The sequence below is a fragment of the Bradyrhizobium sp. YR681 genome (assembly GCF_000282615.1).
Taxonomy (GTDB): domain Bacteria; phylum Pseudomonadota; class Alphaproteobacteria; order Rhizobiales; family Xanthobacteraceae; genus Bradyrhizobium.
Map to the genome: position 1 here is coordinate 1 of NZ_AKIY01000194.1, position 22,016 is coordinate 22,016.

24 protein-coding genes and 1 tRNA gene are annotated in these 22,016 nt (G+C 65.7%); 17 read left to right on the top strand and 8 right to left on the bottom strand.

The features are described from left to right. Positions 1 to 108: 108 nt before the first annotated feature. Genes PMI42_RS17490 through PMI42_RS17500 form a run of 3 tightly spaced genes read right to left on the bottom strand, consistent with a single transcriptional unit; the run spans position 109 to position 1,951 of the window. Positions 109 to 468, bottom strand: a complete 360-nt coding sequence (locus PMI42_RS17490) for a VOC family protein (RefSeq protein WP_008136457.1) — start codon at positions 466 to 468, stop codon at positions 109 to 111. A gap of 55 nt (positions 469 to 523) precedes the next feature. Further along, on the bottom strand, positions 524 to 1,363 hold the full coding sequence (locus PMI42_RS17495) for a helix-turn-helix transcriptional regulator (protein WP_008136458.1): 840 nt from the start codon (positions 1,361 to 1,363) through the stop codon (positions 524 to 526). A 9-nt stretch (positions 1,364 to 1,372) separates the two neighbouring features. Then, positions 1,373 to 1,951, bottom strand: a complete 579-nt coding sequence (locus tag PMI42_RS17500) for a methylated-DNA--[protein]-cysteine S-methyltransferase (protein WP_008136459.1) — start codon at positions 1,949 to 1,951, stop codon at positions 1,373 to 1,375. A 173-nt stretch (positions 1,952 to 2,124) separates the two neighbouring features. Between PMI42_RS17500 and PMI42_RS17505 the strand changes: the two genes are divergently transcribed. From PMI42_RS17505 to PMI42_RS17520, 4 genes are all read left to right on the top strand, one after another. After that, positions 2,125 to 2,198 (top strand) — tRNA-Gly (locus PMI42_RS17505). A gap of 189 nt (positions 2,199 to 2,387) precedes the next feature. Continuing rightward, entirely contained in the window at positions 2,388 to 2,969 is a 582-nt protein-coding gene (locus tag PMI42_RS17510; protein ID WP_008136460.1) for a helix-turn-helix domain-containing protein, read from the top strand. Next, positions 2,969 to 3,481, top strand: coding sequence for a GNAT family N-acetyltransferase (locus PMI42_RS17515; protein ID WP_008136462.1), 513 nt, complete (start codon positions 2,969 to 2,971; stop codon positions 3,479 to 3,481). The genes PMI42_RS17510 and PMI42_RS17515 overlap by 1 nt, the downstream gene beginning before the upstream one ends. Before the next feature lie 2 nt (positions 3,482 to 3,483). Beyond that, the gene (locus PMI42_RS17520) at positions 3,484 to 3,945 is read left to right on the top strand and encodes a GNAT family N-acetyltransferase (RefSeq protein ID WP_008136464.1); all 462 of its coding nucleotides are present in this window, start codon (positions 3,484 to 3,486) and stop codon (positions 3,943 to 3,945) included. Positions 3,946 to 3,979: 34 nt separating this feature from the next. Here PMI42_RS17520 and PMI42_RS17525 read toward each other — a convergent pair whose 3' ends face one another. Then, the gene (locus tag PMI42_RS17525; RefSeq protein ID WP_008136466.1) at positions 3,980 to 4,636 is read right to left on the bottom strand and encodes an iron-containing redox enzyme family protein; all 657 of its coding nucleotides are present in this window, start codon (positions 4,634 to 4,636) and stop codon (positions 3,980 to 3,982) included. Positions 4,637 to 4,853: 217 nt separating this feature from the next. On the opposite strand from PMI42_RS17525, the gene PMI42_RS17530 reads away from it, so the two are divergent. From PMI42_RS17530 to PMI42_RS17565, 8 genes are all read left to right on the top strand, one after another. Continuing rightward, positions 4,854 to 5,894, top strand: coding sequence for a LacI family DNA-binding transcriptional regulator (locus PMI42_RS17530; RefSeq protein ID WP_008136467.1), 1,041 nt, complete (start codon positions 4,854 to 4,856; stop codon positions 5,892 to 5,894). 80 nt (positions 5,895 to 5,974) lie between these two features. Next, complete coding sequence (xylB, locus tag PMI42_RS17535) at positions 5,975 to 7,429, top strand: xylulokinase (RefSeq protein ID WP_008136469.1); 1,455 nt, start codon at positions 5,975 to 5,977, stop codon at positions 7,427 to 7,429. Further along, positions 7,430 to 8,752 carry a xylose isomerase gene (gene xylA / locus PMI42_RS17540; protein WP_008136472.1) on the top strand — a complete coding sequence of 441 codons (1,323 nt, stop codon included), beginning with the start codon at positions 7,430 to 7,432 and terminating at the stop codon, positions 8,750 to 8,752. A 12-nt stretch (positions 8,753 to 8,764) separates the two neighbouring features. Further along, positions 8,765 to 9,523, top strand: coding sequence for an ATP-binding cassette domain-containing protein (locus PMI42_RS17545; RefSeq protein WP_008136473.1), 759 nt, complete (start codon positions 8,765 to 8,767; stop codon positions 9,521 to 9,523). Further along, positions 9,523 to 10,605: an ABC transporter permease gene (locus tag PMI42_RS17550; protein ID WP_008136474.1), complete on the top strand. Its 1,083-nt coding sequence runs from the start codon at positions 9,523 to 9,525 to the stop codon at positions 10,603 to 10,605. Before PMI42_RS17545 ends, PMI42_RS17550 begins: the two co-directional genes overlap by 1 nt. 94 nt (positions 10,606 to 10,699) lie before the next feature. Continuing rightward, positions 10,700 to 11,632 (top strand): sugar-binding protein, encoded by a 933-nt coding sequence (locus tag PMI42_RS17555; protein WP_008136475.1) that lies wholly within the window; start codon positions 10,700 to 10,702, stop codon positions 11,630 to 11,632. Between the two features lie 92 nt (positions 11,633 to 11,724). Beyond that, on the top strand, positions 11,725 to 12,702 hold the full coding sequence (locus tag PMI42_RS17560) for an aldo/keto reductase (protein ID WP_008136476.1): 978 nt from the start codon (positions 11,725 to 11,727) through the stop codon (positions 12,700 to 12,702). A gap of 2 nt (positions 12,703 to 12,704) precedes the next feature. Next, complete coding sequence (locus PMI42_RS17565) at positions 12,705 to 13,553, top strand: amidohydrolase family protein (protein WP_008136477.1); 849 nt, start codon at positions 12,705 to 12,707, stop codon at positions 13,551 to 13,553. A 120-nt stretch (positions 13,554 to 13,673) separates the two neighbouring features. Here the strand turns inward: PMI42_RS17565 and PMI42_RS17570 are convergent, their stop codons facing one another. From PMI42_RS17570 to PMI42_RS17585, 4 genes are all read right to left on the bottom strand, one after another. Continuing rightward, complete coding sequence (locus tag PMI42_RS17570) at positions 13,674 to 14,039, bottom strand: nuclear transport factor 2 family protein (RefSeq protein ID WP_008136478.1); 366 nt, start codon at positions 14,037 to 14,039, stop codon at positions 13,674 to 13,676. Between the two features lie 114 nt (positions 14,040 to 14,153). Beyond that, positions 14,154 to 14,504 carry a RidA family protein gene (locus tag PMI42_RS17575; RefSeq protein ID WP_008136479.1) on the bottom strand — a complete coding sequence of 117 codons (351 nt, stop codon included), beginning with the start codon at positions 14,502 to 14,504 and terminating at the stop codon, positions 14,154 to 14,156. A 92-nt stretch (positions 14,505 to 14,596) separates the two neighbouring features. Next, on the bottom strand, positions 14,597 to 15,514 hold the full coding sequence (locus PMI42_RS17580; protein WP_008136480.1) for a CE1 family esterase: 918 nt from the start codon (positions 15,512 to 15,514) through the stop codon (positions 14,597 to 14,599). A 3-nt stretch (positions 15,515 to 15,517) separates the two neighbouring features. Continuing rightward, the gene (locus tag PMI42_RS17585; protein WP_008136482.1) at positions 15,518 to 17,176 is read right to left on the bottom strand and encodes an FAD-binding dehydrogenase; all 1,659 of its coding nucleotides are present in this window, start codon (positions 17,174 to 17,176) and stop codon (positions 15,518 to 15,520) included. A gap of 251 nt (positions 17,177 to 17,427) precedes the next feature. Between PMI42_RS17585 and PMI42_RS17590 the strand changes: the two genes are divergently transcribed. From PMI42_RS17590 to PMI42_RS17610, 5 genes are all read left to right on the top strand, one after another. Then, the gene (locus tag PMI42_RS17590; protein WP_008136483.1) at positions 17,428 to 17,898 is read left to right on the top strand and encodes a Clp protease/crotonase-like domain-containing protein; all 471 of its coding nucleotides are present in this window, start codon (positions 17,428 to 17,430) and stop codon (positions 17,896 to 17,898) included. A 267-nt stretch (positions 17,899 to 18,165) separates the two neighbouring features. Next, on the top strand, positions 18,166 to 18,360 hold the full coding sequence (locus PMI42_RS17595) for a hypothetical protein (RefSeq protein ID WP_035966002.1): 195 nt from the start codon (positions 18,166 to 18,168) through the stop codon (positions 18,358 to 18,360). A gap of 24 nt (positions 18,361 to 18,384) precedes the next feature. Next, on the top strand, positions 18,385 to 18,975 hold the full coding sequence (locus PMI42_RS17600; RefSeq protein ID WP_008136487.1) for an SCO family protein: 591 nt from the start codon (positions 18,385 to 18,387) through the stop codon (positions 18,973 to 18,975). Between the two features lie 245 nt (positions 18,976 to 19,220). Then, positions 19,221 to 20,156: an ABC transporter substrate-binding protein gene (locus PMI42_RS17605; protein ID WP_035966009.1), complete on the top strand. Its 936-nt coding sequence runs from the start codon at positions 19,221 to 19,223 to the stop codon at positions 20,154 to 20,156. A gap of 170 nt (positions 20,157 to 20,326) precedes the next feature. Next, on the top strand, positions 20,327 to 21,970 hold the full coding sequence (locus PMI42_RS17610) for a lysine--tRNA ligase (protein WP_008136490.1): 1,644 nt from the start codon (positions 20,327 to 20,329) through the stop codon (positions 21,968 to 21,970). The last annotated feature ends 46 nt before the right edge of the window (positions 21,971 to 22,016 follow it).

The window sequence follows — 22,016 nt, forward strand, 5'->3', positions numbered from 1 at the left end:
CACCGTCATTGCGAGCGAAGCGAAGCAATCCAGAGATGTTTCCGCGGAGGCAGTCTGGATTGCTTCGTCGCAAGGGCTCCTCGCAATGACGGAGCTAGCGGCGAGCGCTCACACGCAAACCGCCTCGACATTGTTGCCGTCGGGGTCGATCAGGAACGCCGCGTAATAGGTCGGGCTGTAATCCTTGCGTGGCCCGGCGCCGCCATTGTCGCGACCGCCGCTCTCCAGGCCCTCGCTGTGAAACGCCTTGACTGCGTCATGGTCTTTGGCGCGAAACGCGATATGCGCGCCGTCGGCCTTGCGTCCCTTGTTCAGATGCAGCCACAACGCGGGCTCGCCCTTCGGCCCGAAGCCGGCATAGCCGTCTCCGCTGGAGCACAGGACGTAGCCAAGCGGCGCCAGCACGGCTGTGTAGAAGCGCGTGGCGGCGTCGAGGTCGGCAACGCGCAGTCCGATGTGGTCATACATGATCGTCTCCATTGCAAAGCGCGCCGCAAATGGCGCGCGCCGGGGACGACCCTAGTCAGTTGAGGGCAAGCCGCTCTTGGAGAATCTTGCGCTCCCCGCGCGAGGCCTGGCGAAATTTCGTCGGCGACACGCCGGCGGCGCGACGAAAAGTGCGGACGAAATTCGAGAGATCGCCGAAGCCGACGTCATAGGCGATGTCGGTGACCGCGATGTCGTCGTCCGTCAGCAAGCGCGCGGCGTGCCGCAGTCGCGAGCGGACTAGATATTGATGCGGGGTGACGCCGAGCACGCTCGAGAACAGCCGCAGGAAGTGGAACGGGCTGAGGCCCGCCTGCTTGGCGGCCTGCTCGAGATCGACCTCGGCGTGCGAATTGTCGTCGATCCAAAGTGCGGCCTCCACCGCGCGGCGGCGGTCGCGCGCGGTCGGCGCGGCCTGCTTGCGCGCCTTGCCGGAGACGACATCCACAAAGCGACCGGCGAGAATCTGGCCGACCTCGTCGAGGCCGAGGTCGCTGTTGCCATCTGCCGCCGTCTGGGCGAGCTCACCCAGCACCATCAGTTCGGGCAGCGGCGGCGTCGCGCCGACCTGCCAGGCCTCGCGGCGTCCACCGAGTGTATCGACGAGATCCTCGCTGAGAAAGAACGAGAGGCAGACGTCGCCGCTGACATGCTCATGCGTGCAGGTGTATTCGTCGCCGGGCGCACCGACCAGCATGGAGCCCGCCACCAGCTCGAAGAAGCCGGCGCGGCAATGGCAGCCAAAACTGCCGGAACGGACATAGGCAATGGAATGGCCGGTGCGGCATTCCGCAAACGGCTTGTCGTCCGGTCCCGCGTCGCAGCGAAACTCGGAGACCGTCATCGCGCCTGACGTCAGCAGTGTGGTCGCGTCCATCCCACCTATCTAGGTGGGCGCTCGCGGCGGAGCAACGGGCAGCAGCACCTCGAACAGCGTCTTGCTGGCGACCGGATGGGCGCCCTCCAGCGACAACAGTCGCCGCTTGGAGATCACCCCGCCATAAGGTGAGATCCGGTCGGCGTAATTGCCGGTCTCCAGCACCCGGTGGCAGGGCACGATCAGCATGTAGGGATTCCTGGCGATTGCCTGCGCCACCGAATACGAGGCGCCGGAGGCACCCAGCGCCTTGGCGATCTCGTGATAGGTCCGCGTCTCGCCGCGCGGGATGGTGCAGGTGTATTCGTAGACCCGCCGGCTGAAGGCGAGCACACCGCCGGCATCCAGGCTGACATCGGAAAAATCAGGATCGCTGCCTTGCAGCAGGGCCACGATGCCCTCGATCGCCAGCTCGGCATTGAGCGGAGGCCGCTGCTCGCGCGCCTCCGGATGAACCGCGAAAATCCGGCGGCGAGTGTCGATCTCCCGCGCCTCCGGCAATTGCACGGCCACTACGCCGGAATTGCTCCAGACGATGCCGCAGCGCCCTATCGCCGTGTCGAATATCGTATAGCCACGCCCCACCATGCACACGCCCCACTCAGTGCACGTTGCTCCCCCGACAGGCCGATCATAACACCGCCACAATTCGGCGCACCTGGAATCTTGCCAGGACGTTAACATCCGTCCGGAGAGACGCGCCAAACCGCTTGGCGGGACGCGCCGTCTCGGCTAATCAGAACGGGCGTGAGAGCGCATCCGCGGGCGTAGTTCAATGGTAGAACGGCAGCTTCCCAAGCTGCATACGAGGGTTCGATTCCCTTCGCCCGCTCCAAGCTTTCCCGATTGCATTCTCATCTGATCTGACGCGCGCAAGGCGCGCTCGCGCGCCGGACAAAGATTCTAATATATTAGCCCCTCGCTCCCGGCACGTGCGCATCGCCCGGCCTAAGCTTCGTTCACCCCGGCGGGTGCGGTCCTCGTGTCGGGCGATGTTCGGATGAAGACCAGGACCTGCAACGAGATGGACCAGCAGAAACTCGACCGTGCGATCGGTCGTCGCTTGAAGACGTTGAGGACGCAGGCGGGCATGACGTTGAACGAACTTGCGGCGCGCTCCGGTGTCAGCCGGGCCATGATCGGGCGGGTGGAGCGGGCGCAGAGCAGTGCCACCGCTGCGCTGCTCAACAAGCTCTGCGCGGCGCTGGACGTCACGCTCAGCGACGTCGTCGCGCTCGCGGAGAAGCCGCCGGAGCGGCTGATGCGGCTGGCCGACCAGCCGCATTGGCGCGATCCCGACAGCGGTTACCGGCGACGTCATGCCTCGCCGCCGGATGCGGCGAGCGGCATCGAGATCATCGTCGTCGACCTGCCGGCGGGCGCACGCGTCTCCTACAGCCCCTGGGGGCGCAATGCCTTCACCCAGCAGCTGCTGATGCTGGAGGGCGCGGTCTGCGTGCATATCGATGCCAAGACGGTGCGCCTGCGCGAGGGCGACTGTCTCGATTTCGACGTCATGCGCGCGGTGACCTTCGAGAACGAAACCAAACAGGATGCGCGCTACGTCATCATCACGCGGCGCGGAACGTCATACGGGAAAATGTGATGTCGCTGATCGTGCGGGACGCCACGCCGGAGGATGCCGAAGACATTTTGGCCATCTACAATTACGCCGCGATCAACACCACGGCGGTCTGGACGGACGGCCCGGCTGATCTGGCCTCGCGGCGCGCGTGGATCCGCGCACGACAGGACGCCGGCTATCCCGTGCTGGTCGCGATGAAGGGCAGCAACGTCGTCGCCTTCGCCTCGTTCGGCGATTTCCGCCCGTTTCCCGGCTATCGCCACACCGTGGAGAATTCGGTCTATGTCGGCGAGCGGTATCATCGGCTCGGCGTCGGCCGCAGCCTGATGGCCACGCTGATCGAGCGTGCCGCTGCGCTGAACAAGCACGCCATGATCGCGGGCATCGAGGCTGCCAATGCCGGCTCGATCGCCCTGCATGCCTCGCTGGGATTTGCCGAGGTCGGCCGCATGCCGGAAGTCGGCTGCAAGTTCGGTCGCTGGCTCGATCTCGTCTTCATGCAGAAGAACCTTGCCAATGGAGTGCGACCCTGACCATGCAGATCCGGACCGGCGACACCTCCGATCCCCGCGTGATCGCGCTGCTCGACCATCACGTCACGGCGGCGCGGGCGCAGACCGCGCCGGGCAGCGCCCACGCGCTCGACCTGGCGGGCCTGCGCGCCAGCGACGTCGCGTTCTGGACCGGTTGGGACGGCGACACGCTGGTCGCCACCGGCGCGCTGAAGACGCTCTCGGCCGGTCATGGCGAGGTGAAGTCGATGCACACGCTTCAGACCACGCGGCGGCGCGGCTTCGGTGGCCAGATGCTCCGCCACATCATCGCCGAGGCCCGCGCGCGCGGCCTCAAGCGGCTCAGCCTCGAGACCGGCTCGTGGGACTATTTCAAGCCCGCGCATGCGCTCTACCAGGCGCACGGCTTCGTGCTTTGCGGTCCGTTCGAGGGCTATGCCGAAGACCCCAACAGCCTGTTCCTGACGCTCGACCTGGACCGCTGAGCAGCACCGGCTCTGCTGCGATCGGCGCGTGGCCTCAGGCCAATTGCGGCAGCGGCTCGACCCGTTCGCCGACCCAGGAGCTGAGCATCTGGTGATACAGCGTAGCGGATTGCCACAGCACGCGTTGATACAGCTTGCCCCTGTCCGAGTGCCGCGAGACCTCGCCGCAAAGATCGAGCCCCATGGACAGATGGTGGGCGTCGACGTCGGTGTGGATCTTCCAGTAGCGCCCGCTCAGGAGTCTGAGCCGGTCCAGCACGGGTATCACGGTCGAATAGAAATCGAACGCGACGCCCTCACTGAGCACGTTCAGGGCGACGACCTGCACGTCATGTGGATCGCGCATCGCGCTGCGCCAGCAGTATGAGATCGTGTTCAGCGTTTCCATCGTCGGCGGGACGTCGCCGGGTTCGGTGTCGCGCAGAAACCCGTGCTGCTTCATCCAGGCGATGAGTTGATCGGGATGGTCGGCCTCTTCCATCGCGTGTTCGGCGAAGACGGGCTGATAGCGTTTGTCCTGGCACAGCGAGGAACGCAGACAAAGCGCCTGCGTGAATTCGCGCGACTGGTGGATGAGCTGGTGAACCCATTGCAGATCATTCGGCAGGGTCGCCCCGCTGATCTGTCTGAAAAAGGGACCTTCGCGCAGGTGGGACCGGTATTCCTCGGAAATATCAAGCAACCACTTCATCGTACTCTCTTTCGTCATCTCGCCCGCGAACGCTGGTGCTGCGTCGGACCTGTCAATGAATGGAACCATAGGGAACAGGGCAGTGTTGCGCGTCCTGCGTTCGACCGACGGCCGACCTCGCGCGTGAGGCGGCGCACACAGTCAGCCGTGCATGAAAATGCGCTTGCGCCCTCAAAATGAGTTGCGCACCTCAAAACACCTCTGATAGCCTTCAGGCATGGCCGACACGCTCGCTGCCAACGCGCTGACGCTGAAGGACATCGCCCGCCAGGCGGGCGTGAGCCTCGCGACCGTGGACCGGGTCCTGCACAACCGCCCGGGCGTGCGGCCGGACACGGTCCGGCGCGTCCAGGAGACAATCGCGCGCAATTCTTTCCAGCCGCATGTGGCGGCGGCCGAGCTCGCCCGCGGCCGAGCCCGCCGCTTTGCCTTCGTGATGCCGTCGGGGCCGAACCCGTTCATGCAGCAGATCGAGGCCTATCTCGGCGAGATGTCGGCCTGGCTCTCGGCGCGTCGCCTGCATGTCGAGATGGTCGCAACCGACGTGTTCGATCCGTCCGTGCTCGCGGCCTCGCTGGAGGCGCTCTCCGGGGATTACGACGGCGTCGCCGTGGTGGCGCTGGATCATCCCGGCGTCCGCGCCGCGATCAACGACCTCGTCGACGCCGGTACCAAAATCGTCACGCTGGTCTCGGACGTGCCGTCCTCGCGCCGTCACCATTATGTCGGCATCGACAACATCGCCGCGGGGCGCACCGCCGGCGCGCTGGTTGGGCGGCTGGTGGGCGGGCGGCCCGGCAAGGTCGCCATCGTCGCCGGCTCCCGGGGCCTGCGCGACCACGCCGAGCGCATCTTCGGCTTCAATCAGGTGATGGCCTCGGAATTCCCCGGTCTCGGCGTGCTGCCGGTGCTGGAAGGGCGCGACGAGGACGAACGTTCGGAGCAGCAGCTCGCGCGGCTGTTCGGCAGGCATGCTGACATTGTCGGCCTGTACAATGTCGGTGCCGGCACACAGGGCGTTGCAAACGCATTGGGCAAGGCCGGCCGCGACAAGGTCGTGTTCATCGGCCACGACGTCACCGCGCTGACGCGCCGGCTTTTGTTGCAGGGCGTGATGGATGCCGCGATCTCGCAGAATCCGGGGCATGAGGCGCGCGCCGCCGTGCGCGTGCTGCTCGCGCTCGCCCGCGGCGAGCCGATCCTGCGCGAGCAGGAGAAGATCAGGATCGACATCGTGATGCGGGACAATCTGCCGTAGCAGCAGCGGGACTTTGAACGGCAGGTGGCGGAAAAAGCGACGTCAAGCTCGCACACCGCGACAGGCAAAGGGAGGACGGCGTGTATCTCGGACTGGACGTCGGCACATCAGGTGTGAAGGCGGTGCTCATGAGCGAAGCCGGCGCGATCGTCGCGATGGCGGCGCGCGAGCTTGCGCTGTCGCATCCCGCGCCGCTGTGGTCCGAGCAGGATCCCGACGCCTGGGTGGAGGCGGCGACCGGCGCGGTCGATGATCTCGCAAATCGCCATCCGCGCGAGGTGGCACAGGTCCGCGGCATCGGGCTGTCAGGCCAGATGCACGGCGCGGCGCTGCTGGACGAGGATGGACGGCCGCTGCGTCCCGCAATTCTCTGGAACGACGGCCGCTCGCAGGCTGAATGCGTTACGCTGGAGCGGCGCTGCCCGTCGCTGCACGCGATCGCCGGCAATCTGGCGATGCCCGGCTTCACCGCGCCAAAACTGCTCTGGGTCGCGCGTCACGAGCCAAAAATCTTCGCGCGCGTCGCAAAGGTGCTGTTGCCGAAGGCCTATGTGCGTTATCGCCTGACCGGCGAGATGGTCGAGGACATGTCGGACGCGGCCGGTACGCTGTGGCTCGACGTCGGCCAGCGTCGCTGGTCGGCCCTGCTGCTTCATGCCACAGGGCTTGATCTCCACCACATGCCGCGCCTCGTCGAGGGCAGCGCGGCCAGCGCGGTGCTCGCGCCGGAACTTGCGCAGCGCTGGGGCATGGCGAAAGACGTCGTGATCGCCGGCGGCGCCGGCGACAATGCCGCGAGCGCGATCGGGCTCGGTGCGATTGCGCCAGGCGATGCGTTCCTGTCGCTGGGCACGTCGGGTGTCGTCTTCCGCGTCACCGACCGGTTCGCACCGGCGCCGGCTTCGGCCGTGCATGCCTTCTGCCACGCACTGCCTGGCCTCTGGCACCAGATGGGCGTGATGCTGTCGGCTGCGGCCTCGCTGGCCTGGCTCGCTGGTGTCATGGAGATCCCCGCCCCAGCGCTGCTGGCGCCGCTCGGCGAGCGCGTCGACGGGCCGAGCCCCATAAAATTCCTGCCCTATCTCGATGGCGAACGCACGCCGCACAACGACGCCGCCGCGAGCGGTGCCTTCCTTGGTTTGCGTGGCGCGACCGGGCGCTCCCAGATCGTCCAGGCCGTGCTCGAAGGCGTCGCGTTTGCAGCGCGCGACAACCTCGCGGCACTGAGCGCGGCGAGCGGACCCGTCACGGAACTCGATCTCGTCGGTGGTGGCTCGCGCTCGCCGCTGTGGGCGCAGATCTGTGCCGACGTGCTCGGCATTCCCGTCCACCGCGTCGAGGAAGGCGAGGTCGGGGCGGCGCTCGGCGCCGCGCGGCTCGGGCGCCTTGCCGCCACCGGCGAAGAGCCGGCGGATGTCTGTACCCGCCCGCGCCGGCTCGCGAGTTTCGCGCCCCGCGCATCCGTGGCCGCAGCCTATGACGAGGCCTATCGCCGTTGGCGTGCGCTTTATCCCGCGTTGAAGGAGACCGCTTAAGTGAACGCGTCAGCCAAATTCTTCGATGCAAGCGCGCCCGTTGCCTTCGCCGGCAAGGATGCGGCAAACACGCACGCCTTCCGCTGGTACGACAAGGACCGGCTCGTGCATGGCCGCAGGCTCGAGGACCATTTGCGCTTCGCGGTCTGCTACTGGCATTCGCTGTGCTGGCCGGGCGGCGATCCCTTCGGTGGCGAGACTTTTTTGCGGCCCTGGCATCACGGCTCAGATGCGATGGCAATGGCACGGGCCAAGGCCGATGTCGCCTTCGAGCTATTCCGCCTGCTCGACGTGCCCTTTTTCACCTTCCACGACGTCGATGCCGCGCCGGAAGGCAGCTCACTCAGCGAGTCCGTCGCCAATCTCAACGCGATTGCCGATCTGTTTGAAGAAAAGATGGCGTCCGCAAAAGTCCGCCTGCTGTGGGGCACCGCAAACCTGTTCACGCATCGCCGCTACATGGCGGGCGCCGCGACCAATCCGGACCCCGAGATCTTCACCTATGCCGCGGGCCAGGTCCGTGCCGCGCTGGAGGTGACGCACCGGCTCGGCGGCCAGAACTACGTGCTGTGGGGCGGCCGCGAGGGCTACGAGACGCTGCTCAACACCGATCTCAAGCGCGAGCTCGATCAACTCGGCCGATTCATTTCGCTCGTCGTCGAGCACAAGCACAGAATAGGCTTCAAGGGCCCGATCCTGATCGAGCCGAAGCCGAAGGAGCCGACCAAGCACCAATACGATTTCGACGTCGCCACCTGCTACGGCTTCCTCGAACGCTACGATCTCCTCAAGGACGTCAAGCTCAACATCGAGCAGAACCACGCCATCCTCGCCGGCCACTCGTTCCATCACGAGGTCGCGTTGGCCGAGGCGCTCGGCGTGTTCGGCTCGCTCGACATCAACCGCGGCGACGACCTGCTCGGCTGGGACACCGACCAGTTCGCGATGAATGTGGGTGAGCTGACGCTGGTGTTCCACGAGATCCTGAACCGGGGCGGCTTCACCTCGGGCGGGCTCAATTTCGACGCCAAGATCCGCCGCCAGTCGATCGACCCCGACGATCTCATCCATGCCCATGTCGGCTCGATGGACGCCTGCGCGCGCGCCTTCCTCGCCGCCGCCGACATGCGCGATGCCGGCGCTCTCACAGCGCCGCTCGAGAAGCGCTACGAAGGATGGGCCGGCTCCGAGGGCCGCGCCATTCTCGCCGGCCAGCGCTCGCTCGCCGATCTCGCCGATCGTGCGCTCGGCCCCGGCTTCGATCCGCAGCCGTGTTCGGGCCGGCAGGAATATCTGGAATCCCTGGTCAACCGCTACCTTTGAGGGAAGCCGCTGATGACAAGCGTTGACGCAACACCGGTCCTCGAACTCCAGGGCATCGGCAAGGAGTTCGGCGCGATCCGCGCGCTGCATGGCGTCGACATGCAGGTGTTGCCGGGCGAGGTGGTCGGCCTGATGGGCGACAACGGCGCCGGCAAGTCGACGCTGGTGAAGATCATCGCCGGCAATTTCCGCCCCAGCCATGGCGAGATCCGCTTTGCCGGCGATGCGGTTCACTTTAGCCGGCCGGTCGATGCCCGTGCAGTCGGCATCGAGGTGGTCTATCAGGATCTGGCACTGGCCGACAATCTGACCGCGGCCGCCAACGTCTTTCTCGGGCGTGAGCTGAAGCGCAAGTTCGGTCCGCTCGCCCTGCTCGACCACAAGGCAATGGCGGCGCGTGCGCTGGAATTGTTCGGTGAGCTGCGCTCGGAAACGCGGCCCGACGATCTCGTCAAGCAGATGTCGGGCGGCCAGCGCCAGGCGGTGGCGATCGCGCGAACGCGCCTTTCCAATGCGAGGCTGGTGATGATGGACGAGCCGACCGCCGCGATCTCGGTCCGCCAGGTCGAGCAGGTGCTCGGCCTGATCCACCGGCTGAAGGAGCAGGGCGTCGCGGTGATGCTGATCTCGCACCGCATGCCCGACGTGTTCGCGGTGTGCGACCGCGTCATCGTCATGCGCCGCGGCGAGAAGCGGGCCGACAAGCCGATCCACGAAACCTCGCCCGAGGAAGTCACCGCCCTCATCACCGGCGCGAAGGAGGCGGCGTAATGGCCATGCCCCTGGAATCCCCGATCACGTTCTCGAATGTCGGCAAGATCAGATGGTGGCAGCGCGGCATTTTCGCCTCCCAGACCGGCTATGTGCTGCTCGCACTCGCCGTGCTGCTGGTGGTCATGCATTTCGCCAGCCCCTATTTCTTCACCGAAGGCAACATGCAGAACGTGGCGAAGAATTTTTCCTTCATCGCCATCGCCACCCTCGGCGTCACCTTCGTTATCATCACCGGCGGCATCGACCTTTCGGTCGGCTCGATGATGTGCTTCTCGGCCATGATCACCTCGATGGTCATGACCGAGGTGTCGACGCCCGGCGGGCTCGGCGCCTCGCTGTTCGTGCATATGGCGGCCGATGGCAAGACCGTGCTGGCCAACGTGCCAGGCCTCATCCTGCTGGTCTCGATCGTCGCGGGCCTCGGCGTCGCGCTGATTGCCGGTCTCGTCAACGGCTTCTGCATCGCCGTGCTCGGCCTGTCGCCTTTCGTCACCACGCTCGGCATGCTCTCGATCCTGCGCGGGCTCGGCTATGTCGTCTCCAACGGTCGCGGCAGCTTTCCGGGCGGGCCGGACGCCGATTATTTCTATGCGGCGACCTCCGGTGACGTGCTCGGCGTGCCCGTGCCGTTCATCTATCTCGTGGTCCTCGCCCTGACGATGGCCGTGGTCCTGCACCACACGGCGTTCGGCCGGCATGTCTTCGCGCTCGGCGGCAACGAGAAGGCGGCCGAGCTCACCGGCATTCCGGTGGTGCGGGTGAAGATCGAGGTCTACGTGATCTGCGCGCTCGCCGCGGGCCTTCAGGGCATCATCATCTCCGGCTGGCTCGGATCGGCGCCGGCCAACATGGCGACATCCTACGAGCTCAACGTGATCGCGGCGGCCGTGATCGGCGGCGCCAACCTTGCCGGCGGCATCGGCGGCCCGCTCGGGGCCATCGTCGGCTGCGTGCTGCTCGAAGTGATCCGTAACGGGCTCGTGCTGGCGCAGGTCTCCTCCTACTGGCAGCAGACGCTGGTGGGCGTGATCATCATCCTGGCCGTGCTGGTCGACCGCGTCCGCTCAAAGATGATCTGAAAGTGACGTCGTTCGGGAGGACAATGAAAATGCCGCCTGTCCGCTTCCCGGACGATCTTGAGAGGACGGGCGCCAAGCAAGGGTGGAGGAGACCATGAGGAAATTTCTTCTTGCCGGTATCGCGGTCGCGCTGATGGCGACACCGGCGTTCGCCGCGAACTACCGCTTCGTGATCGTGCCCAAGGCGATGAACAATCCGTTCTTCGACTTCGCGCGCGACGGCTGTCTGAAGCGCGCCAAGGAGCTCGGCAATATCGAGTGCATCTACAAGGGGCCGGTCGAGCACGAGCCTGCGACGCAGGCGCAGATCATCCAGGACTTCGTCACCCAGAAGGTCGACGGCCTCGCCATCTCGGTCGCCGACGTTGCCGCCATGACCAAGTCGATCGAGGCGGCCACCGCGGCCGGCATTCCCGTCATCACATTCGATGCCGATGCGCCGGGCTCCAAGCGCATCGCCTATATCGGCACCAACAACAAGGAGTTTGGCGTCGCGCTCGGCAAGCAATTGCTGAAACTCCGGCCCGATGGCGGCAAGTACGCGATGGTTTCGGGCGGTCCCGGCGCCAAGAATCTCGCCGAGCGCGTCGACGGCGTCCGCGAGGCGCTGAAGGGCTCGAAATGGACCGAGGTCGCGGGCTCCCCGACCTTCTGCAACGACGATCCCGCGCTGGCGGTCCAGCAGATGACCGACGTGCGGACCTCGACGCCTGACCTTGCCGCGATCGTCCCCATCGGCGGCTGGCCGATGTTCGCCCCTGAGGGCTTCAAGGCTTTTGCCTCGAGATCCAAGAAAGACATCGACAGCGGCAAGTTCACGCTTGTTGTCGCCGATACGCTGAAGATGCAGCTCGAGCTGCTGCGTGACGGCTATGCCAATGCGCTGGTCGGCCAGCGTCCGTTCGAGATGGGCGAGAAGGCGATGGACACGCTGCTCGCCATCAAGAAGGGCGAGAAGGTGCCGGAGATCGTCTATACCGGCCTCGATCTCGTCACCAAGGACAACGTCGCGCAGATGTTGAAGTAGGAGCGCCGCCAGCCCCGCGCTCCTGCGAGCCTCTCCCGCTTGCGGCTTTCGCAAGCGGGAGAGATGATTTTGGACTGTTGGAAGGACCTGGAATGAAACGATCGCGGCTCGGCACCCTCGACGTCACCTCAATCGGCCTCGGTTCCGCCCCGCTCGGCGGATTGTTCAGCCCCGTCAGCGATGCCGATGCGCATGCCACGCTCGAACGCGGTTGGTCGGCCGGGATCCGCTTCTACGACACCGCGCCACTCTACGGTTTCGGCCTGGCCGAGCGGCGGCTCGGTGCGTTCCTGCGGCAGCAGCCCCGCGATTCCTACGTCATCTCGACCAAGGTCGGCCGCCTGCTGCGCGCGCCCGATGGGGGCGCAGCCGAGGACGATTATTACAAGAGCGGGCAGCGCGAGCGTCCGGTGTTCGACTTCTCCTATGACGGCGTGATGCGCTCGGTCGAGGAAAGCCTGGGTCGCCTCAGGCTCGACCGTGTCGACGTCCTGCTCGTGCACGATCCCGACGATCACTATGACGACGCCGTCGCCGGCGCCTTCCGTGCGCTCCAGCGGCTGCGCAGCGAGGGCACGGTCAAGGCGATCGGTGCCGGCATGAACCAGTCGGAAATGCTCGTGCGTTTCGCCGAGGCTGTGCCGGTCGACTGCTTCCTGCTCGCCGGACGCTACACATTGCTCGACCAGGGCGCGCTGGATGCGTTGTTTCCGGTCTGCCAGGCCAGGCACATCGGCATCCTGCTCGGCGGCATCTACAACAGCGGCATCCTGGCCAATCCGCATCCGGGCGCAAAGTTCGATTATCAGGATGCCGACGCGGCGCTCGTGACGCGCGCGCTCGCGCTCGACGCGCTCTGCCGCAAGCACGGCACCGAGCTGAAAGCCGCCGCGCTCCAGTTCTGCATGGCCCACCCGGCGGTCACGGTCGCCGTGATGGGCGCGCGCAACGCCGGTGAGGTCGCCGACAACATCGCGATGTCGGAGACGGCGGTGCCGCCGGCCTTCTGGCAGGAATTGCGCGCGCGAAACCTCGTCGACGCACGCGCGCCGCTTCCGGGCGGAGCGTAAAGATGGTCATCGACGGTCATCAGCATTTCTGGGACCCCGCGCGCGCCGACTATCCCTGGATGGACGCGCCCGAGCTCGCGCCGATCCGCCGCGCTTTCGGTCCCGCCGATCTCGCGCCGCTGCTGAAAGCCAACGGCATCGACGCGAGCATCGTGGTGCAGTGTCGCTCCGCGCTGGACGAGACCGAGGAATTTTTGCGGATTGCGCACGAGACGCCGTTCGTGATCGGCGTGGTCGGCTGGGTCGACCTGACCGACGGCGCCGTCGGCGAAACCCTCGACCGGCTGCGCGCCTCGCCGGGCGGCAACAAGCTGGTCGGCATCCGCCACCAGGTCCATGACGAGGCCGATCCCGACTGGCTGCTGCGCGCGGACGTGCAGCGCGGCCTCACCGCATTGTCCGCCCGCGATCTCACTTACGACTTCCTCGTCCGCGCCCGCGAGCTGCCCGCCGCGATCGCGACGGCACAAGCGTTTCCGAAAGCGCGGTTCGTGCTGGATCATGCCGCCAAGCCGCCGATCGCAGATGGCGGCAGCGCCGAATGGTCCGACCGCATCAAGGCGTTGGCGGCCTGCGGCAACGTCTGGTGCAAGATCTCGGGCCTCGCGACGGAGGCGAAATGGAATGACTGGGATGCGGAGCGGCTGTTTCCGTTCGTCGAACATGCCGCGAATTGTTTCGGGGAGGATCGCCTGATCTTCGGCTCCGACTGGCCGGTGTGCCTGCTGGCTGGAAGCTACGGCGAGATCAAGGGCGCGTTGGAGGCGTGCTTGGCGAAGCTGGGTGCGCAGGTGTGTGAGAAGGCGTTCGGGGTGAATGCGAAGGCTGCGTATCGGTTGCCGATAGCGTGAACCGCGAACTCAACTCTCAAGACAAGCGTGCCGAGAGATACCCCTCATCCCGGTGAGCCTGTGTCTGCCAGCGGAGTTGCCCTCTCCCGCAAGGGGAGAGGGCACAGTAATGCGTGCCTCTCACGCACCCGCGGGTACCTGATCCAGAAATCCCGTGATGCTCCTGATACGTCCGTCTTTCAGCACGGCGAAATCCGTGCTCTTGATCGGGCTGTCCACGCCGTCAGGGCCGAGCCCCCACGAAAAGCGGACATGGTCGCCGTAGCCGTTGGGCTCGCCGATCAGCTTGAAACTGAAGTCGGGAAAGCGCTGCTGCACGCCCGCGATCAGCGCGTCGATGCCATCAGGGCCGTCGCCCTTCATCAGGGGATCGACGTAGCTTGCATCCGCCGTCCAGCTCTGGCTCAGCAGTTCGCGCCGGCGGCTCGTCGCGCGTTCGTTCCAGAGTTCGATGTAGCGGCGGGCGATGGTGACGGGGTCGGTCATGGTCTTCTCCTTCGATAGACGCCGTTGGTTCGGCTGTCCCTGACTATCGAAGGTTCACGCGCGCTGATCGATTACCTCGGAGGTCATCAGCGCGCGCGATTTTTTTCGTGAAGATTACTTCGCGGCCGTGACCATGATCTCGACGGTGTACTGCGCCGCGGCCAGCTTGGCCTCGACGGTGGCGCGGGCCGGGGTATTGCCGGGGGAGACCCAGGCGTCCCACACCGCGTTCATCTCGCCGAAGGTCTTCATGTCGGTGATGTAGATCGTGGCCGAGAGTAGCTTCGACTTGTCGGTGCCGGCCTTGGCGAGGTGGCCGTCGATGGTCTTCAGAATGTCCTGGGTCTGCTTGGTCACGCTTTCGCCGGCGGCGTTGCTGGCGACGACACCGGCGAGATAGACGGTGTTGCCGTGCACGACGGCCTGGCTCATGCGCGGGCCGGTTTCAAAACGCTGAATGCTCATTGGGGGTCTCCTGATGGAATGGCGGCCCTGTCTAGCGCAGTGCCTCGCGCTCTGCCACCCCGGGCACGCATGCGTTGTCGCCGATGCATGCGTCACGGAAACCGGCTGAAAAACGCCCAGATCGTCTCGGCGCCGTCGATGTCGCCATTCTGCGGCCCGAGCAGGCCGGTTGCGACCTTCGGGAAGCGGGCATCCGGCGCAAATCCGGGCATGCGGTGGCCGCCACCATTGATGCGATAGAGCACGACGTCGTGCCCCTGGGGACAGCGTGAGGAAATCCGCGTGGCCGTTGACTGATCTGCGGGCGCCTTGTCGGGCATTTCAGCCGTTTCGGCATCATCGGTCTCGCAGCCGTTGAGCTTGCGCCAGAACGCGAGTGTCTCCTCGGTCGACCAGAACCCGTCTGCGGCAAAATAGCTCGATCCGCGTCCGCCCTTGTAAGGGACCAGCGGATCGGCGGTGCCGTTCATGATCAGCATCGGCAGCGGCCGCGACGGATGACAGGTGATCGCAGCCTCGTCAGTGAGGTTCATGATCACGCTCGCGCCCGCCGCGAACAGATCGGCGCGGGCGCAAACGAGCGTCATCGCCATGGCGCCGCCGTTGGAGATGCCGGCGACATAGACGCGGCCGGGGTCGGCCGTGCCGTTCGTCACCAGCTTCTCGACGAGCTTCGCGATGAAGGCGACATCGTCGGTGCCCTCGGGCGGCCCGCGGAGCGCGGGTCCCGCCTTGGTCCTCGCATCGGCCCAGGCATGGTTGAGCCCATCGGGAAAGGCCACGGCAAAACCTTCGCGCTTTGCGACCTGGGGCCACGCCGTCCGCGCGACCATGTCGGCGCCGCGCTGGGTCTTGCCATGCAGCACGATCACCAGCGGTACGAGTCGCTTCGTTGGCAACTGCACGGTGTAGGAGCGCATCACGCCGTTGACGTCGATGGTGTCGGCGGACGCCATCGGGGCGGCTGCGAGGCTCGCAAGAATCGCTCCGACCTGCATCCACCGCCGCATGATCTAGCCCACCGCTTTCGCCGCTGCGCGGCCCGCATTGCGGCCCGAGAACAGGCAGCCGCCGAGGAATGTACCCTCCAGCGAGCGATAGCCGTGCACGCCGCCGCCGCCGAAGCCGGCGGCTTCGCCGACCGCATAGAGGCCGGGAATGACGCTGCCTTCGCCGCCGAACACGCGGGAGTCCAGATCAGTCTCGAAGCCGCCGAGTGTCTTGCGGGTGAGAATGTTGAGCTTGACCGCGATCAGCGGCCCCTGGGCGGGATCGAGGATGCGGTGCGGGGAGGCGGTGCGGATCAGCCTGTCGCCGATGTAGCGGCGCGCATTGTGGATGTTCATCACCTGCGCATCCTTCACATAGGGATTGGCGATCTCGCGGTCGCGCGCCTCGATCTGCATCCTGATGTGCTCGAGCTTGAGGAGGTCGCTGCCGGCGAGCTTGTTCATGGCGGCGACGAGATCCTCGATCTTGTCGCGTACGATGAAGTCGACACCATGGCTTTTGAACGCCTCCACCGGCGCCGGCGCGCCCTTGTTGGTGGCGCGGCGCAGGGTCATGCGCCAGCTCTTGCCGGTCAGGTCGGGGTTCTGCTCCGATCCCGACAGCGCAAATTCCTTCTTGATGATGCTCTGGGTCAGGATGAACCAGGAATAATCATAGCCCGTGGACATGATGTACTGGAGCTGGCCGAGCGTGTCGGAGCCGGGGAACAGCGGAGCGGGCAGCCGCGTGCCCGTGGCGTCGAACCACATCGAGGAGGGGCCGGGCAGAATGCGGATGCCGTGGCGCGGCCAGATCGGATTCCAGTTCTGGATGCCCTCGACATAATGCCACATGCGGTCGCGGTTGATCAGCCGCGCGCCCGATGTCTCGGTGATGCCGATCATGCGGCCGTCGACGTGCTCGGGCACGCCGGAGATCATGAATTTCGGCGGCTCGCCAAGCCGCTTGGGCCAGTTCTGCCGCACCAGCTCGTGATTGCCGCCGATACCGCCGGACGCCACGATCACGGCCTGCGCCTTCAGTGCGAACTCGCCGACGACGTTGCGCGACGAGCTCTTGCCGCGCTCGCTCGTGTCAGGGGCGAGGATCGCACCGCTGATGCCGTCCACGGTGCCGTTGGTGATGGAAAGCGCATCGACGCGATGGCGGAACTTGAAGGTGAGGCGGCCGCTCTTCACCGCCTCGCGCGCGCGGCGCTCGAACGGCTCGACGATGCCGGGGCCGGTGCCCCAGGTGACGTGGAAGCGCGGCACCGAATTGCCGTGACCCATCGCGTCATAGCCGCCGCGCTCGGCCCAGCCGACCACGGGGAAAATGCGATGCCCCATCGCGCGCAGCCAGTCGCGCTTCTCGCCCGCCGCGAACGCCACATAGGCCTCGGCCCATTGGCGCGGCCAGAAATCCTCGTCGCGGTCGAAGCCGGCGGTGCCGAGCCAGTCCTGCATCGCGAGGTCGTAGGAGTCCTTGATGCCGAGACGGCGCTGCTCCGGCGAATCGACCAGGAACAATCCGCCGAACGACCAGAACGCCTGGCCACCGAGCGATTGCTCGCCTTCCTGGTCGACCACGATCACGCGCTTGCCGGCATCGGCGATCTCGGTTGCCGCCACCAGTCCGGATAGTCCTCCGCCGACGACAATCACGTCCGCCTGCTCAGTCATTGAGTTCCCCCCTGTAGTTGCCCGGATTGAAGCCAGCGGTTGCAACTGAGATCAAGGGTTTGTCGCGTAAGACACCGTTAACTTGTTCCACTTTGGGATGGAGCCGGGCCTGAGTGCAGCGCCGACGCAACACTGGATTTGAATTTGTTTTGAGCGAGCCGGCCTGCCTAGACAAAACCGCGGTTACGACAGACGCTGGCCTTGCATCACCACCTGACACGCAGATTCGAATTCGACTGGGGCGGGGGACAATGAAGTTTCTGACGGGGTTGCTTGCGGCGGTTCTCCTGATCGCGGGCATGGGGGCTTCTCACGCAGTGGTTCGGATCGCGGATGACCGCGGTGGCCGGATTGGAACCTACGTCGACAAATACCAGGACCTCAGGCAATCCGGCGAAACCGTCATCATCGACGGTCTCTGCGCCTCCGCGTGCACCATCGTGCTCGGCGCCATCCCGGCTGACCGGATCTGCGTGACCTCGCACGCAACGCTCGGCTTCCACGCCGCGTGGGATTTCGGCACCAACGGCCGCGCCGTCACCAATTCCGAAGCAACCCAGATGCTCTATGCGATGTACCCTTCGCAGGTGAAGCGCTGGATCAACCAGCGCGGCGGCCTCACCCCGCACATGCTGTTCCTGAAGGGCAAGCAGCTCCAGGCCATGTACAAGCCTTGCTATCTGGACGCGCAGGCCTCGGCCAACAAGCCGCCGTCAAGGTAAGGCTCATTCGTTTGCAGGACTCTCGTTTCACCTCTCCCCGCTTGCGGGGAGCGGTCGGATCGCATCGCAAGATGCGATCCGGGTGAGGGGTACAGGTCTATCGGCAACACCTCCCGTATGGAGAGAGCCCCTCACCCCGATCCTCCCCCGCAAGAACGGGGCGACGGAGAGCACCACCACGTGATCCCGGCCGCCCCCGCCGCGCTTGCCCGGCCCCGCGCGAACGCCTATTTCAGAGGCAGGGAACCCTTTGCTCCGACCATTGTCATGGCTCAACCACTGCACCCGGCACATCCTGTATCGGACAATTCGCCCACTGCCGGCCGGCTGCCGTCCGTGCTGCTGTTGATTGGCGCGGGCGTTGGCGGTCTCGTCGTACTCGGCGCGCTGGCGCTGTGGTTCCACTACGGCAGCCAGGTGTTCTTCGAAATGATCAGGACCGGCTTTGCCGCCTGCTTCTGACCCGCGACAGGAAGTTTTCCGCTCATGAATGCCACCGCCCGTCCGCTGGTGATCGCGACCGCCTTCGCCGCAAGCCTCGTCGTCGGGCTGCTGATCGTGTTCTGGGCCATGGGCGGGGTCAGCAAGGTGGCGCAGCCGGCCGCGATCGGCGGCCCGTTCCAGCTCACCGACCAGAACGGCAAGGCCGTTACCGACAAGAACCTCAAGGGCAGACCGACCCTGATCTTCTTCGGCTACACCCACTGCCCCGACGTCTGTCCGACCTCGCTGTTCGAGATCTCGGAAGTGCTGCGCGCGCTCGGCAAGGACGCCGACAAGGTCAATGCCGTCTTCATCTCGGTCGATCCCGAGCGCGACACTCCGGCGACGATGAAGGACTATCTGTCGAGTTTCGATCCGCATCTCGAAGGCCTCAGCGGCGATCCCGACGCGATCGCAGGCGTCATCAAGTCCTACCGGGTCTACGCCAAGAAGGTCCCGACCAAGGATGGCGACTACACCATGGACCATACCGCGCTGATCTACCTGATGGACCGCGACGGCCGCTTCGTCTCGCCGTTCAACCTGAAGCGGACCCCGGAAGAGGCCGCGGCGGATCTGAAGCGGTATCTCTGAGTTTGGCGGACTTATCGCGCGGCGTCCTCGGTGTAACCTCTCCCGCTCGCGGGAGAGGTCGGCGCGAGGCGCCGGGTGAGGGTTCTCTCCTCTGGGGGAGTCCCTTCGTGGAGGCACTTCCGGACCCTCTCCCGCAAGCGGGAGAGGGAGTTCACCTTCACCACGGCCGCATTCCCCACTCGCGTTCCCGGCCGGATGGTCTATAACGCCCTCCGATCCCAATGAAATTCGTTCATTTCCCGCCGATGGCCCCGTCGCGACAGGTAAAATCGCCCAGAATCGTGCGCCGTGTCCTGCTCGGGCTGGTCGCTGGCGCCTGCCTGCTCGCAGGCCTGCCGGCCGCCCATGCCCAGGCCCCCGCCAAGCAGCCTCCGGCTGCCCCTCAGGCCACGCCGCAGGTCGCGCCCCAGGCGGCTCCGCAGGCCGTGCCCGGCTTCTGGGACCCGCGGCGGCGGCCGGAGCGGCCAGACCTGTCGCGCCTGACCGTGATCCGCTTCCTGACCGAGACCGATTACCCCCCGTTCAACTACACCGGCGCCGACGGCAATCCGGCCGGCTTCAACGTCGATCTCGCCCGCGCGCTCTGCGAGGAGATCAAGGTCACCTGCACTGTGCAGATGCGCCGGTTCGAGACCCTGGTCGATGCGCTCACCTCGAACCGGGGCGATGCCATCATCGCCTCGATGGCGGTGAGCCCGCAGCTGCGCGCCCGCGTCGACTTCTCCGATCCCTATTACCGCGTGCCGGCGCGCTTCGCCTCGCGCAAGGATGCGGTGATGCCGGAGATCCGCCCGGAATATCTCGAGGGCAAGAAGGTCGGCGTGATCGGTGGCTCCGCGCATGAGGCGTATCTGAAGGCGATGTTCACCGACGCCGAGCTGCACCCCTATCCCAACGACGACGCGATGCGCTCCGCTTTGCGCAAGGGCGAGGTCGACTTCATCTTTGGCGACGCCATCTCGCTGGCGTTCTGGATCAATGGCACGGATTCCGGCGATTGCTGCGCCTTTGCCGGCGGCCCCTTCGTCGAGAGCCGCTTTTTCGGCGAGGGCATCGGCATCGCCGTCCGCAAGGGCAACGACGTGCTGCGCCAGGCGCTGAACTGGGCGATGTTCCGGGTCTGGGAAAAAGGCCGCTATACCGACCTGTGGCTGCGGTATTTCTCGGTGAGCCCGTTCTAGCCATCGGTCGTCATTCCGGGGCACGCGAAGCGTGAGCCCGGAATCCATAACCACCAGTCGGGAGTATGGATTCCGGGCTCGCGCCAAGTGGCGCGCCCCGGAATGACGATTAAGACCGTTTTTGCATTCCGCGCGAAAATCGCTATTTTCCGCGGCCCGGAGGCTCCTCAATGTCCGTTATCGATCTCGCCGCGAATCCGAGCGACCTGCGTGCGCTCGCCGAACAATCCAACGCCTGGCCGTTCGAGCAGGCGAAGGCCATTGTCGCGCGGCTGAAGAAAAGTCCGAAGGACGAGGTGCTGTTCGAGACCGGCTACGGTCCGTCAGGCCTGCCGCATATCGGCACGTTCGGCGAGGTCGCGCGCACCTCGATGGTGCGGCACGCCTTCCGCGTGCTGACCGAGGACAAGATCAAGACGCGCCTGCTCGCCTTCTCCGACGATATGGACGGGTTTCGGAAAGTGCCCGACAACGTTCCCAACAAGGAGATGCTGGCCGCGCATCTCGGCAAGCCGCTAACGCGGGTGCCGGATCCGTTCTCCAACGAGTACCCCTCGTTCGGCGCGCACAACAATGCGCGCCTGCGCGCCTTCCTCGATCATTTCGGCTTCGACTACGAGTTCGCGAGTTCGACCGACTATTATACCTCCGGCCGGTTCGACGCGACGCTGCTCAAGATGCTGGCCGCCTACGACAAGGTGATGGCGATCATCCTGCCGACGCTCGGCCCCGATCGCCGCGCCACCTATTCGCCGTTCCTGCCCATCAGCAAGACCACCGGTGTTGTGCTCCAGGTGCCGATGATCCGCCGCGATGTTGCCGCGGGCACGGTCACCTATGTCGATCCGGATACGAACCAGGAAGTCGAAACGCCCGTCACCGGCGGAAATGTAAAATGCCAGTGGAAGGCCGACTGGGCGATGCGCTGGGTCGCGCTCGGCGTCGATTATGAAATGGCCGGCAAGGATCTGATCGATTCGGTCAAGCTGTCGGGCGCGATCGCCAGGGCGCTTGGCGCCACGCCGCCCGAAGGCTTCAATTACGAGCTCTTCCTCGACGACAAGGGTCAGAAGATCTCGAAGTCGAAGGGCAACGGCCTCACCATCGACGAATGGCTGCGCTACGCCTCGCCGGAATCGCTGTCGCTGTTCATGTACCGCGAGCCGAAGGCGGCGAAGCGGCTGTATTTCGACGTCATCCCGCGCAACGTCGACGAGTACCAGCAGTTCATCGATGGCTTTGCCAAGCAGGACGGCAAGCAGCAGCTCGGCAATCCGGTCTGGCACGTCCATAGCGGGCACCCGCCGAAGGGCGACATGCCCGTCACGTTCCAGCTGCTCTTGACGCTGGTGTCGTCGTCGAACGCGGAGAATGCCGAGACGCTGTGGGGCTTCATCGGACGCTATCGTCCCGGCGTGAGCCCGCAGACGCATCCCAAGCTCGATGCGATGGTCGGCTATGCCATCAACTACTACCGCGACTTCGTCGCGCCGACGAAGACGTTCCGCGTGCCCACGGACACCGAGCGCGCCGCGTTGCAGGACCTGCGCGATGCGCTGTCGCAGCTTGCGCAGGACGCGTCGGCCGAAGACATCCAGAACGTCGTCTACGAGATCGGCCGCCGCGAGCCGTTCCTCGACCAGGTCAAGAAGGGCAAGGACGGCCGCCCCGGCGTCACGCTCGACTGGTTCAACATGCTCTACCAGGTGCTGCTCGGCCAGGAGAAGGGTCCGCGCTTCGGCTCCTTCGTCGCGGTCTATGGCGTGCAGAACGCGGTCAACATGATCGACGGCGCGCTGGCGCGGAGCGCGTGAGGCCGTAGCCCGGATTGCGCTTCGCTCCATCCGGGCTAAAAATCCG